Genomic DNA, 13,796 nt, shown 5'->3' with positions numbered 1-13,796 from the left:
GATTACAAAAGAATACGTTGCAATTGCTCAAGTTCAATTTCTACTGTAGGATCGAAAGCCTCTGATTTTATATAGCTAATCATGCTAAACAGTAACTGTCTGCCTTCAAGCGTAGCTACGACATTGTCGTAATCTATTGCGCACATTAAAACTCTTCCGTTTAAAACGCGAGCTTCGAATAACAAGCCCAGTTTATGATTACGCTCAAAATTATCGATCGTTTGGACGATAGGCTGCAAAGATTGCGGTAAATCGTCCAGAATAACTGAGCTGGAGTGGGTAACGATCTCCCACCATGGATAGGTGGAGTATTCTTCTGTGAGAAAATAGTTAAACACGGCATGGTCTTTGTCAATCACTAGCCCCATTGTCCCGATTGGTACAGGTTTATTCATACTTTCGGAAATGGAACGAAACATCGGATAACACCAGAAGTCGGTACAATATGTGCCAGAAACCGCTCCGGTCAATCCGTCCGGTTTAGCAAGAAGCAGCACACTCTCGCCCTGCTCAAGCAAATTGACCGCTTTCTCATCAAGCGAATGGAACAAATGAATGTCTGAAACATCGAGTGCGACATTTCCAGGATATATCCAGAAATCATAGGTTTTGCTCAAGCCTGCTTGCTCGACCTTCAGAAGAAGGGTTACTTTCGTCATACTAGTTACGCTTGGAAGCTGCATGCGGATCTCGCAAATATCAATATGATTATCGCTTGTTTTCACTGAAATAATGGCTTCACCTTCGGCAATTATGGTGATACCATCTCTCAATTCCCATTGCATAATCATCCCATTAGGTGAATGTTCACGATAATAGCTAAGCTCGACTTGAGCTTGGAGTACTTCTCCTGATTGATAGTTGTACTTCTCAAACCGGGCTAGCAGAACGGCATCCCCACAGAAGCTGCGCCACTCTTCAGGGGTGATAAGTCCTTTGGAATCCATAAAGGCATCCAGAATACCAACCAACGCTGTCCCTTGTCCACTGAAGTCCTGAATATCCAGAAGCTGAAAGCCCGCAAGACGCTTCGAGCGGAATGCGGCTTCCAATTCTTCCTTATAGCACGCAACTGCCAATTTTCCAGAGCAATAGAAGTACTTTTCCGCCAGATGGCCAAGCCCTTTCGCTTCAAGTCTATTCCGAAACTCCTCAAAATTCTTAGCCTTCAGGGAGCCTTTGTATTTACCGATCTCCTCGAAATTAGGATACATGGCAAACTGCCCAATCTCATGAGAAATGACTGGAACCTGAGGAATGAGTTCACTACCCGTATGATTCGTCTCTACCGTCTTGACGCCTGTGCCGTACTGGATTTGAATCGTGGCTCCGCTGCCGTTCTCCGCTTCATTGAAAGAAAGCTGTTGAGGCACGATCATGTCGTCATAATCCATGATCGTGTTAGGCCGGTCCGTCTGAATATGTCCCTGAGGACTGTCACACATCGCATAAGACCCCCTGATCAGTCGGTCTTTCGAGAACCTCACGCCGCAAAAAAAATCATCGTTCCTCAAAATGTCCGGAGCAAACTGAAAGTTATTGGACCCTTGCGTATACAAATGGCGATCATCGAATGATTTATAAGCTTTTAAAATATCATCGAGCCTTACTTTACTGCCCCAAAGTTCATTCCCAAGTGACATTATGACGAAGGAAGGATGATTCCCGTAAGCTTCCAGCATGGCATACCCTTCGCTGATCAAATAATCCTGCTCAACCTGATCATGATTCTCATAGGTTTCATCGGTGACGGTTCCCCAGAATGGCAGCTCGGGTGCCATGTAGATGCCGAGTAGATCTGCAGCAATAAATGCGGCTTCGGGCGGACAGCAGGTATGGAACCGGTAGTGATTGATCCCGTACGATTTTGAAATGCCCATGATCCTTAGCCATTCATCTACTTCAGTAGGTGCATATCCGGTAAGCGGGAAGATTAAGCCATCGTGTTTTCCGCGCAGGAGTGTATTCGCCCCGTTAATCGTGAATTTGTCCCTGTTCGTCTTAAATTCCCGTAATCCCGCGATCAACTCTTGCACATCCAGTACTTCTCCACTTTCTCTTTTCAAACGAATGTTCAAGGTATAAAGGTTCGGCTGCGCATCACTCCACAGTAAGGCGTCCTCCCCTAGCTCATAGTTCACTGAGACAACTTTAGAGGATAGTTCAAAAACCTGCACCGGTGCCTCATATTTTATTTCCCCATTGAAACTTTCCGCTGTGACGGTCAATGCCATCTTGGCCCAATCTCCGACTATGTTCCCGGTAATCGTGAATGAGCGCTTCGGAAGATCGGGATAAATTCCCACATTATTCAGGAAAGCCTCACCGTAAAACTGCAGCTCGATCCGGCCGGTAATCCCGTTCCAATTGGTTTGCGTGTCGCCGGAAGTGAGATGCCCTCCTTTGCTCGGATACCCGGTATTATCCACTCGTATTATAATTTCATGTCTGCCCGAGCTAAGTCCATCATGAAGCTCATAGCGATGCGGAGTGCTCAAGCTGTTCTGCGTTCCAATCTCCCGCCCATCAATCCAGACTGTTGTTATCCTTGTTCGTTCAAGAAATAGAATGCAGTTTTTTCCGCTAAACTCTTCCGGGATTTCAACTTCTCTGGCGAACCAAGCACTTCCTTCAAACGCATATTCATCTGTCAGAGCCCCGATTATAATGCTGTCGAGTTTCTCTCCTTTTCGGGCATTTGAAGTAGTATTAGGCAACACAATCGAATCTTCGTATGGTAATTGTAGCCCTTGCTTATGCTTATCCAACTGCAGCTTCCAGTTTCCTTCCAAACCTATCTTACCCAACATGTGAAATCCACATCTCCTTGCAATTAATGGTACAAAACTCTTCTTTATACCACTATTGTACATAGGGTTCAGAAAACGGGATATGTAACAACGATCAGATTTCTATCGATTTGAGAAGATGTTAACGATTAAAACCGGAATTTATCACCTAAATCATTACAATAATTCAAAATAAATAAATAAATAAATAAATAAATAAATAAATAAATAAATAAATAAATAAATAAATAAATAAATAAATAAATAAATAAATAACAAAACACCCCCCTAGTTACCAAAGCGTCGACTTAGGAGTGGTGTTTGAATTGGAATTATGTCTTCAAAAGTACATGCGCCGCATAAGGCGCGAGAACGATTTGCCTTTGAACATCCGTCTCACTTAACGCATCGCGATACGAGCCGTTAAGTTCCATTTTTATTTCTGCATTATTATGATTTAGCAACATAAGATACGATTGCCCGTCCTTAGATCTTTCTATCGCTTCTACTCCTTCGTACGACTTAGGTAAGATAGTCGATATCTTCTCACGTTGTACGATGAGACTCATCAGATTACTCATAGCCTCATCGTTCAAGTCGCAAGCGACATAATAGACTCTGCCCTTTCCAAAGGTGTTCACGGTTACGGCTGGTGTGCCTTTATAGTAATGGCTATCATAATCGGCCAGCGCCTCTGCACCGGTAAGCTTCAGAACGTCGCACCAAGTTGATGACGTGCCTTCACCGAACGAGCCGTCAATTGTGACGGTGCGACCAAAGTTAATGGAATCGAATTCCTCGAGCTCTACACCAGCTAATTCGCGAAATAATCCTGGAAACGTCATGGTGGTTATCTGATTATTCCAGGTTCTGGTACCTGAACGGAACGTGATAAGCAACGAGCCTCCATTCTTCACATAAGTCTCGCACTTATCTGAGATTTCTTCCGTCATTAGGTTAAATGCCGGCATTATAACAAGTTTATAGGGAGCAAAGTCGATCTCCACGCTAGTTACGTCCATACCGATATGCTGGTTAGTGACAGCCTTGTAATAGGAATCGAGCAGTCCGCCATAAGTGAATTTGTGGTTGTGGGGCTGGGCGCGATGGCTCCATACATTGTCATAGCTTTTAATAAGTGCGACGGGGCTAGCGTTCTTCGCATCTACAAAGAGTCTCGATAGCTTCATGAGTTCTTGTCCGATTTGCTTAACTTCCCGATACCGCCTGCGACCGAGGCCATCGTGATCGAGAATACCATGCCAGTACTGTTCAATACCTACGGTACAAGCCCGCCAGCGGAAGTAAACCATGGCTTCGGCTCCATGTGCAATCGCTTGATATGTCCATAAGCGTACTTGTCCTGGTTCAGGCGTATCCCCCATTGAATGCCATCCGCAAGGTCCACTTTGCTGCTCCATCATCCAGAAGTTGCTGTTCTTGATACCTCGCATGAGATCGTGCGCCATAGCGGTATTCGTTGGCTTGGATTTCGCCCACATATTGTTCGGATAGTTATCCCAACTGATGAAGTCGAGATCCTTGCCCAAGTCGTAATAATCCAGTTCGTTGAAGTGACCCATCAGGTTGTGCGTGATCGGCAAAGAGCTGAAGGCGCGAATTTCCTCTATTTGTAGGCGTTGATAGTCAGCTGTGGAATCTGAGAAAAAGCGTTGATAGTCGAGCTGCAAACCTGGATTATGATTAAACGGCGTTAACATCCTGTTACTTCCATCTCCACTTTGGCTGAAGCCATCGCTGGACGAGTAGACAGGTAGGATAATTTCTTCCCACGTTCGATAAGTCTGGCTCCAGAAGATCGTACCCCATTCTTGGTTCAGCTTATCAAGCGCTCCATACTTCTTGCGAAGCCAAATTTGGAAAGCATGTAGATCGCTTTGGCAATAACAGGCTCCGCCAAACTCGTTGTCAATCTGCCAGGCGACGATATTTTCGTTATCTTTGTAGTGAGCAGCCATAGCGCGTGTAATCTTCTTGGAGTAGTCCCGATAAACAGGGTGATTTAGACAATAATGCCTTCTCGTACCGAATCCTTTGCTTAATCCATACACGTCCTTGGGATACATGTCCGGGTGCTTATCCATCAACCATTTGGGAGCGGCAGCAGTTGGTGTCCCTAGAACGACCTTGATTTTCTCGCTACTAAATACCTCGATGGAACGATCCAACCACGAAAAATCGTAAGTTCCCTCCTCTGGTTCCATCTTCGCCCAAGCAAACTCCGCCAACCTTACGATATTAATATGAGCTTCCCTCATCATCTTCGCATCGATCGACCAACGCTCCTCTGGCCAATGCTCTGGGTAATAGTCTACGCCAAAATACATCTTGAATTCCCCTCTTCAAATGAGTATGTTGTTATTATGCTGATTTATATCTTGATAGGCTTATTATAGGTACAGTCAATAGGATGGTAAATCCTAATATTTTGATTATCATATCAATATTATGCTATAAACGGAGGGGAACATGAGAATTAACCATTTTATTGCACAACCCCGGTTTAAGCGATTCGTATGTTATCCTGAGTCATTCGGACATTACTACAATGACCCCTCTCATAGCGAGAACAGGGGAATTGGGCAATTCAAGTCATATAATTGGCACATTATCCGTAGCGGGACAGGTTATGTAAAGATTGGTGACAATACCATAACGCTCCATGCCGGATCCGGTTTTCTGTTTGGTCCAGGTGTCGAACAAATCTATTATGCGGATCATGAGGATCCTTGGGACATTCGATGGGTACATTTTCAAGGAGAAGGGATTGATGAATTACTGCAAGGCAAAGGGGCGCAAGAGGTTTGGACGTTTTCTTGGAAAGACGCTGAGGGACTAGACGAACTTTGGAGTGAATTACTCTCGTATGGGGTTCCTTCTTTGGAAAGAGGCGAGGTTCGCCTGTCGGCACTGCTCTACGAAATGATAGCTGAGCTTGCAAACCATGCAGGGAACTCACAAGTTACGCCGGGCAACGGAAAGCGACACACAATCATTGCTGCCTCGGAATGGATCCGATTGCACAGCGAGGAGTTCCTCACACTGGAACTAATGGCGGAGAGGGCAGGCTACAGCGTCTCCCATTTCAGTAGACAATTCCATCTACTCATCGGTCAAACACCGATCGAGTTCCTGACCGATTGCCGCATTCTGCAATCAAAAAAATTGTTGGTATCCACCGATCTATCCGTTAAGGATGTATCCGAGAAGGTCGGCTTTTCTAGCAGCGCCTATTACATCCAACGGTTCAAAAAATTTGAGAATATGACGCCGGAACAGTTTCGCAGGTTAAGAAGAGGTTGATTACGTAAAAATAAAGCGCTAAGCAGCGGCATCGCCGCAACTTAGGCTATAACAATTTCATAACTGGCTTTGAGGCTATTGCACCACTCCAGCGTTAAGCGTCACGATTTCATTTTGATTCCCCAAGTACGTCATTTGGTTAATTTGCATTGCAATACCTAAAATAACAAAGAAGAAAAAACGATGTAACCTTAACCGGTTTCTAGCATAAATACACGCCTCCATCGCGGAGAATAAGTTGCAAATCATAGTAGAAACGCCCTGTAAAAAATAAATTTTTATAGAGAGAACAAAATAATTTTCCTTTTTCAATCATTACCAGGAAGCTAAGCTTTCAACATGCAACTGTTTCGCAGGGACGTCATTCCTTATTACATCGACGGGAGGAATAAATGCCTCTCGTCCCGTAGTTCCTAAATCACCTTCATGAACATAGCCAATGGTTGCTAGCCTTTGAATGGCAGTTAGGACATCCGACTGCGTAGACACCACCACGTCTATATCAATAATCGGTTTCGCTGCTAACCCCGGAACGGATGTACTGCCAACGTGTTCTATTGTAACTGCAAAATCGCTTATAACAGGATGTACAAAGCCTCGTAACTGTTCAAACAAATGAATCCAACTAGGGTCATATTCACGTACATAAGACTGGAACCCATTCAAACTCCTCCTGACAGTACCAACATGATTACATGTAAATTCGTAGATGATTCTGCTTGATAGTTGAGAAGGCTACCGAACAATGATCTCGGCAGCCTTCTCATGTTTATTATTGAACAAACGTTCTTACGTTAGATTAGTAATTCAACTTACGAACAAACCTGCTACCTCTTGGTGAAAACACCCACAACGGTTAATAAAAAACCAAATAAAACGATAATGACTTCGGTACCATATAGCTTTATTCCAGGTTCACCCTGAATATATAGACCGATTAACATAAAAGAAATTCCCAACAACATAATTTTAATTGAACGCTCCACAAACCACACCTCCACGATTTACTTTACTATAAAACGAAAAATTACGTCCGTTATCACAAAAGGCTACATGCGGTAGCCTATTTAGGTTTTGTTCAACTTAGTTACCCATTAACTTAATCAACTCATGTCAAATGTGGTCCAACCAACTTCAAGTATTTTGGTTTGAAAACCCGAATTCTTTCTGTGCGTTAAAATTCGTGAATTCAATTTTAGTAAAGGGCTTTGTAAAGAATGTAAAACACCATGGCTTTGCACAGATATCCCGTTCTCCGACACATTTACTTTTGGTACGAAAAGCTTGAACTTCATCATCCGTCCAACTATTTTTCCTCTTGTTATACATAACCCAATTTTCATTACACACTATAAAGTCGACGAAAGTTTCTCCATCTGAATTAATGAAGGTAAAGCCCTCTGATGTTACCTCACGGATTCTCAAAAATTTCTCACCCCACTTAAATACATACTACGTACTTTTAATCGCTTCCTGCAATTATTAGTTCTACTTGACGAACAAAATCTTCCGCAAGTTCTAACTGTCTAGTGGCAAATTCCAAATCTCCTTGGCCCGAAAAGGAGAAATCCAAGTTTCCTAGCGTGGACATTAGTGTACGTGCAGTAATAGCAAGTCCAAAAGATTTTAGATCGGTGCCGTTATCGAAATGGTCCAATATGTATCTAAAAGTTGGCTCCTGTATTCCGCCGAATAATGCTTGATTACTAACAAATGAAGCCAAGTCCCAGTATGCTGGCATCAATGATACATCCTCAAAGTCCGACCAGATCCATCCCTCTGGACTTGGTAATAAGTTTCTTGCATGCGCATCGCCATGACACGGTATTAATAAACTTGGTTCGATGCGCATCTGTTTATTTACCCTTTGAAATACACTTAGTAATGCTTGTATGCGCTGATCGGGATTACTCCTTAATTTATTAGCCGATTGACATGTTCGTTCCCAAACTCCAAGCACAGGAAGGTCGCCTGAGAAGTCTTTCATTGCTATTGAAAGTCCGTTTACCAATTCAACAGCTTCACTCGGTGAAGGAGGTTGTAATTGTGTAGGAGCAACATATCTCCAAAGTGTCATCCATGCACCACCAACATCGTACGGTCCTGCATCAGTAAGTTCAGAAGGCAATAACGCGGGGATGCCCTTGGATTGTAAGTGACTTGCTACCCGTAACTCTCGAACAAGTATCTTATTTGCATACTCTGAATCTTCTTTTGAACTGACAGTCGCTATTCGGGCCACAATCGGATAAGGAGACAAGTGAATGATCAGGTTCCCACCAATACTAAGCTCGATAGGCGTAATTTCAGTTAAACCAGTTTTTTCTGCAATTAATAACACTTGTGAGACAAGTTTGCCTTTCTCTGACACTACAACAGCTCCTTAACTAAGGTATAAAATTGTCTTAGCACCATGGCTGTACTCCTCATAGGTACAAAACCTTTAATAATCAACTCTTCTCCCGTTACTTCAGCGAAATAGGGATCGTCAAACTTCACTGCAGCCGGCGATCCCTATTTATGTAAAGTTACTCGTTAGAGCAACGAATCTTTGTGAGAATAAAGTTATCCAATCCACAAAATGGTGTTTTCCGTTTTAAAAGCTAAAGGTAACTTTTTATTAAGCAAATCAATCCTTGTCACCATATATTCCAGATCATTATTCTCTAGATTAGCATGTGCCCATATTCTTAAATTTTTTAGTTCCAGAAGTGTAGAATTCTTCGTTAGAAATTGGCATTTCAAAACCTAGTTCAAATGAATTATCTTCTTGATTCATTCTAAACACACTAACAGACATTAACTAGCCTCCAAACTCCGCGCTATATTCTAGAAATGATTAGGCTATCGTGTCCAGTTACTTTAATGAACCTAGTCAATTTATTTATCAGACGTTCCTGGCTTCCATCCCACTTCTTGCGACCATCTATGAGCTCTTTGTATGATATCCCAAACGATCGGCCCTTTTCCTTCAACGTATTTTAGTCGTTCACTTTTAAACAGTTCCATTAATCGATGTTTTTCATCAGCATACCTTAAACAATCCTGAGGGTGCTCACGTAAATAGTCTCTAAAGAGCAAAGTCATTTGCTCAGAAAACTACCAACTTGTCTAACATGAATATGTGTTCTTCGAGTGCCCGGCTGTTCTCGAAAATACCTCTTAGTCTTGTCTAGATTATCATCACGAAATACAAAACCAACGCTCTCTATCTTGGTCTTATATTTAGTTATGTCATCGTAATTTAGAACAGATATTTGGATATCTATTTTGGTTTTGCATCCAGACCAACTATCGATGTAGAACCTACATGATCGATCCGAATTGCTAAATCTCCTAATGAATCTCTCAATTTTAAAGCAATATCATTGAACAGATCCGTCCACCCACTATCATGTTTGGATATCCTCCATTGATCTTCCATCTAATCTAAACTCCTTAAATTCAGACTTTATATTTACCCTTATTTTACCATAACTAGATTTCCAACTTGATAAATTATTTCTTTCCTCAATACAGCAATTCTGCTTGCTCATACACTTCTTTTTCTTGGAGTAAATTGATAGGACTTAATACGTAAGCGGATACGCCATCTAGGGAGAAAGACCTCGAAAGCAGTGCATCCGACCTCCATACCCTCTCTGAAAGTCCATTCGGTATTATGCTCCCATCAATAGGTTGAGTCAAATAAAGAAATTGTATATCTACGTTCATCTTTACAAAAATCTGTCTGCCGAGCACTTACAGGAATCCGTTTGAAACCTGCTTCTATAAGTGCTTGTTCGAGATGCTCTGGATGCCGTAGCCATGTAACCAGATCTATGTCCTCATCAAGTCGGGTACTCCAATAAAAATTTTAAAAATAAAAAGTATACGGTACCCTGTCGAATTCCATGCAATTATACACACTTCGAGATGAAATGAACCGAGACGCCACAAGCCGTTATGTCGTCTGCCCAGGAATCAATCAAGAGCAGCGACAGGCACTTCCCGAAACTGTTGCTTTTTTCAACAAGTGCAGCGAGCAGTTTAGAAGAAATGGCATCGAATTTGGCTTTCATAATCACTCCGTTGAATTCACCGAAGCTTATGGGGATCGTATTTGGTTTGATGCATTTTTGGGACATACATCCTCAGAGGATATGAAGAGTGAGCTCGATGTGTGTTGGGTACATCATGCTGGCTGCATTAATAGCGAAAAGCGGGGTAGAATGAATACGAACACCTTTGATTTAAGTGCAGGAGGCGTCGCTTTTTTTGAAGGCAAAGAAGAGAGTTCAAGCGATTTGGAAGCTCGTTTGTGGCTCGAATGCATTCTTCATGATACCAAACCCTTGGTAAAACCGGAGCAAGCGCTTGTTGTCACGCAAATTTTAGAAGCCATCTATGAGTCTTCGAGGACTGGGAAAGCCATTTATTTTGAACCGTAGGCACTTCCCTCGGCTGTATTAAGCTTTCGATCTGACTATACATAAAATTGATAGTTACAAAGGCAAAGAAGCAGGGCAACTCTTCAACAGAAATCTGCTGCTGTTGGAAGATTGCCCTGCTTATGTTACCTATGACTATACAAGAAATAAATCAGTTCTAATTTATTTAGAAGTTGTTTCACAATCGTTGCAACCTCTGCCCTTGTCATATGGTCCTTCAGTGCAAGTTTTCTGTTGCTTACTCCCGATACAACGCCAGAATCTGCCTCACCTGCTGGCGGGGTGAATTGAACTTACACTAAGTACGTTATTAACCCACTCTCTATTCTATCTACGTAATTCTAGGCCATCTGTCACAAATGAAGATTTCTTGTACGAAGTCATCATTTCCTTCTCACCAATATAAGAGGGCATTCCCCACTGAAAAGTAAAAGAATAACACCAGTTTTCCAGACATAAAAAACAGAACCCCACGTATATCCCATGGAGTCCCGGTCTTCACCATCTTATTCTAAACATTCTCCAACAACCGCCCATCCCGAAACCTCACAACCCGCTTCCCCTGCTGCGCTATCGCATGGTCATGCGTGATCAAAATTATCGTTCTACCTTGATCATTTAACCTAGCGAATATATCCATAATCTCAATCCCCGTCTTCGAGTCCAAAGCACCAGTCGGTTCATCCGCCAAAATAATCGCAGGATCTCCTGCGAGCGTTCGTGCGATCGCAACCCGTTGCTGCTGCCCGCCAGACAACTCCGAAGGCAGATGCTTCCTGCGATCCACCAAATCGACCGCTTCCAAAGCTTTCAATACAAGTGGCTCTCGTTCTTTCCGCGTCATCCCCCGATAAATTAAAGGTAACTCTACGTTCTCATATGCACTTAATCGGGGTAGTAAATTAAAGTTTTGAAACACGAATCCGATTTTTCGATTCCGTATCTCGGCCAGCTGCCAATCCATCATCTGGTTAATCGCTTTGCCGTCAAGAACGTATGATCCCGTGTCAGACACATCCAAACACCCGATGATATTCATCAGTGTCGACTTCCCCGAACCTGAAGGCCCCATAATCGCGACAAATTCTCCTTGTTCAATTACTAATGACACATCATCCAACGCGCGGATCGTTTCCCCACCCATCACATATTGCTTACAGACATGATCAATTTGAATTAGGCTCATATCCTTCGCCTCCATTTTGCGATCCCAAGATCCCTAACAATGAAGAATGCGATTATACGAAACGTGTTAAAAATGGGAACCTTAACCTAGCAGTCTTACCGCTTCGCCTTATAAAATTCATGATATAGCTTCATCAACGCCCGCTTCTCAATACGCGATACATACGAACGTGAAATCCCCAGCTCTTTCGCAATCTCCCGCTGTGTCCGCTCTTCTCCGCCAAGCTCCAAACCAAACCGACCGACAACAACTTCCTTCTCGCGGTCGTCCAAAATCTCCAAATTCCTGTAAATCTTCGACTTCTCAATTTTCAGCTGAACCGCATCCACCACATCGTCCGCCTCGCTGCCGAGGATGTCAATCAACGTAATTTCATTCCCCTCTTTGTCCGTACCTATGGGGTCATGCAAGGATACATCTTTCCGCGTTTTCTTCAATGAGCGCAGATGCATCAGGATCTCATTTTCAATACAACGTGCAGCAAAAGTCGCCAACTTCGTGCCCTTGTTCGGGGAGAAGGATTCGATGGCTTTGATCAGACCGATCGTCCCAATGGAGATCAAATCTTCCAAATCTTCCCCTGTGTTATCGAATTTTTTGAGGTTGTGAACACGAAGCAACGTAAAATCCCTATAATACAGAAAAAAGAACTGCCGAATGACAGTTCATTGAAGTTGAACTATAGTTCTCCAATTAACGTAATGAACTCATCTGTCCTCTAAGTTACGGTTCACCGTATCTCTCTAACGGCGAAAGCCTGCCGATGGCATTTCAAAACGAGATCGTTTCCGGCTGGATACGAATACGCCCAATCCGACGACCAAACCGATATTCGTTAACGAAGCAAAATGGTTTAAGTTAACTGGCTCGATCGAGAACACTATGGTTCCGCTACCAATCATGGCGCAAAGCAGTGTGCCGAATGTCGTCTGATACATCGTTACTCCCTTTAGCCGCTTTGACAACCGTGAACCTGTCGCATAGCACAACGTGGCTGCCAACATACAAATAAATCCGACGATATCAACTGACACGATTGAATGCGCGTTAATGTCAAGCAGATGCTTAATGAAGAAAAAGGAGCCTTCCCAGATGAGACTTAGCATCAATAACGCCGAAAAAAGCAAACGATTCATAACTAATCCATCTTCCTGCCGATTTTATTTTTAGCCTTCCAGTTGACCAAGAATATGCCAATGAAGATACCAATCCCCCCGACATAAACATACCAGTGGATAACCTCACCCAGAATCAGCCATCCGGACAGGACGCCAAAGAACGGAGCTAAAAACAGTAAAGCGCTTGTTTTGCCCGGGTCTCCTTTGCTGAGCAGATAATACCATGTTGCAAACTGGACGATCGATCCTAGTATCACTAAATAGAGGATGACTCCGGATGAGGTCCAGTTGAGAATAAGACGCGGGGTTTCCATACTTAGGCTTAACACTAGGAGGAGCAATCCTCCAAACAACATTTGATACGCCGTCAACACCCAGTTGTCGAATCGCCCCCCCCATTTTTTGACCAATAAGGTAGCAATCGCCCATGCTAGCGCGGATCCTAGCCCGAGTAACGTTCCTATCGAGAATTGCATGTGGAATCCCAGCGTTACGAATACGCCGGCAAATCCGACGATTACGCCTATCCATTGATACAGTCGGTATCTCAAGCCCATAAACACTCTTCCTAAGACCACGACAAGTAGCGGATTTACGAACGTTAAAATCGAGGTTTCCCCCGACGGAATCGTTCGCATACTCAAGAATATACAACCCATTACCGCTGTCGTCTGAAAAACACCAATAAGCAGAAGTCTAGCCCAATCCTGGGTGATTACAGGCAAACGCCTGTTTTTTAATGTTACGGCCAGCGCCATAATAGCACCTGCCAGCGTAAAGCGTATGCCTACGAGCAGCAGGGGAGAGACGTACGACAGTCCAACCTTGCCGACCGCAAAAGATGAGCCCATTAGAGATGTGGCAAGCACGACAAGTAATCCGAAAGCATAACGATTCATAAACTTCTCCTCTTCCTTTGTTTTGTTTCTCTATGCTACCATGAAATTAC

General features: G+C 43.3%; 12 protein-coding genes and 2 pseudogenes. 2 read left to right on the top strand and 12 right to left on the bottom strand.

Going from position 1 to position 13,796, the window contains the following annotated elements; all coding sequences use genetic code 11:
- Positions 1-2: 2 nt before the first annotated feature.
- A complete protein-coding gene (locus tag ACSQ8P_RS10530; RefSeq protein ID WP_436235126.1) occupies positions 3-2,810 on the bottom strand; it encodes a glycoside hydrolase family 2 TIM barrel-domain containing protein in 2,808 nt (935 codons plus the stop codon).
- Between the two features lie 311 nt (positions 2,811-3,121).
- Complete coding sequence (locus ACSQ8P_RS10525) at positions 3,122-5,137, bottom strand: beta-galactosidase (RefSeq protein WP_436235125.1); 2,016 nt, start codon at positions 5,135-5,137, stop codon at positions 3,122-3,124.
- Between the two features lie 142 nt (positions 5,138-5,279).
- Here ACSQ8P_RS10525 and ACSQ8P_RS10520 point away from each other — a divergent pair, with 142 nt between their 5' ends.
- Positions 5,280-6,113, top strand: a complete 834-nt coding sequence (locus tag ACSQ8P_RS10520; protein ID WP_436235124.1) for an AraC family transcriptional regulator — start codon at positions 5,280-5,282, stop codon at positions 6,111-6,113.
- Positions 6,114-6,428: 315 nt separating this feature from the next.
- Here the strand turns inward: ACSQ8P_RS10520 and ACSQ8P_RS10515 are convergent, their stop codons facing one another.
- The 6 genes and pseudogenes from ACSQ8P_RS10515 to ACSQ8P_RS10490 form a co-directional block, all read right to left on the bottom strand.
- The gene (locus ACSQ8P_RS10515) at positions 6,429-6,779 is read right to left on the bottom strand and encodes a GrpB family protein (RefSeq protein WP_436235123.1); all 351 of its coding nucleotides are present in this window, start codon (positions 6,777-6,779) and stop codon (positions 6,429-6,431) included.
- Positions 6,780-6,940: 161 nt separating this feature from the next.
- Positions 6,941-7,099, bottom strand: a complete 159-nt coding sequence (locus ACSQ8P_RS10510) for a hypothetical protein (RefSeq protein WP_436235122.1) — start codon at positions 7,097-7,099, stop codon at positions 6,941-6,943.
- 476 nt (positions 7,100-7,575) lie between these two features.
- Positions 7,576-8,484, bottom strand: a complete 909-nt coding sequence (locus ACSQ8P_RS10505; RefSeq protein ID WP_436235121.1) for a phosphotransferase family protein — start codon at positions 8,482-8,484, stop codon at positions 7,576-7,578.
- A gap of 509 nt (positions 8,485-8,993) precedes the next feature.
- Entirely contained in the window at positions 8,994-9,200 is a 207-nt protein-coding gene (locus ACSQ8P_RS10500; protein ID WP_436235120.1) for a GrpB family protein, read from the bottom strand.
- A pseudogene (locus ACSQ8P_RS10495) lies at positions 9,197-9,537 on the bottom strand (GrpB family protein). The gene ACSQ8P_RS10500 and the pseudogene ACSQ8P_RS10495 overlap by 4 nt, the downstream one beginning before the upstream one ends.
- 86 nt (positions 9,538-9,623) lie before the next feature.
- Positions 9,624-9,827, bottom strand: a complete 204-nt coding sequence (locus tag ACSQ8P_RS10490; protein WP_436235119.1) for a hypothetical protein — start codon at positions 9,825-9,827, stop codon at positions 9,624-9,626.
- 473 nt (positions 9,828-10,300) lie between these two features.
- Here ACSQ8P_RS10490 and ACSQ8P_RS10485 point away from each other — a divergent pair.
- Positions 10,301-10,543 (top strand): annotated as a pseudogene (locus ACSQ8P_RS10485) (gfo/Idh/MocA family oxidoreductase); the annotation flags it as partial.
- Between the two features lie 511 nt (positions 10,544-11,054).
- On the opposite strand, the gene ACSQ8P_RS10480 reads toward ACSQ8P_RS10485, so the two are convergent.
- The 4 genes from ACSQ8P_RS10480 to ACSQ8P_RS10465 form a co-directional block, all read right to left on the bottom strand.
- Positions 11,055-11,729, bottom strand: a complete 675-nt coding sequence (locus tag ACSQ8P_RS10480) for an ABC transporter ATP-binding protein (RefSeq protein WP_436235118.1) — start codon at positions 11,727-11,729, stop codon at positions 11,055-11,057.
- Between the two features lie 95 nt (positions 11,730-11,824).
- Complete coding sequence (gene sigK / locus ACSQ8P_RS10475; protein WP_436239492.1) at positions 11,825-12,388, bottom strand: RNA polymerase sporulation sigma factor SigK; 564 nt, start codon at positions 12,386-12,388, stop codon at positions 11,825-11,827.
- Positions 12,389-12,472: 84 nt separating this feature from the next.
- Positions 12,473-12,865 carry a hypothetical protein gene (locus ACSQ8P_RS10470; protein WP_436235117.1) on the bottom strand — a complete coding sequence of 131 codons (393 nt, stop codon included), beginning with the start codon at positions 12,863-12,865 and terminating at the stop codon, positions 12,473-12,475.
- 2 nt (positions 12,866-12,867) lie between these two features.
- The gene (locus ACSQ8P_RS10465) at positions 12,868-13,746 is read right to left on the bottom strand and encodes a DMT family transporter (RefSeq protein ID WP_436235116.1); all 879 of its coding nucleotides are present in this window, start codon (positions 13,744-13,746) and stop codon (positions 12,868-12,870) included.
- Positions 13,747-13,796 lie beyond the last annotated feature (50 nt).

The organism is Paenibacillus sp. LjRoot153 (genome assembly GCF_964253085.1).
In the GTDB taxonomy this organism is placed as follows: domain Bacteria; phylum Bacillota; class Bacilli; order Paenibacillales; family NBRC-103111; genus Paenibacillus_E.
Note: the sequence above shows the minus strand (reverse complement) of the source record. Positions and strands in the feature narration are given on the sequence as shown.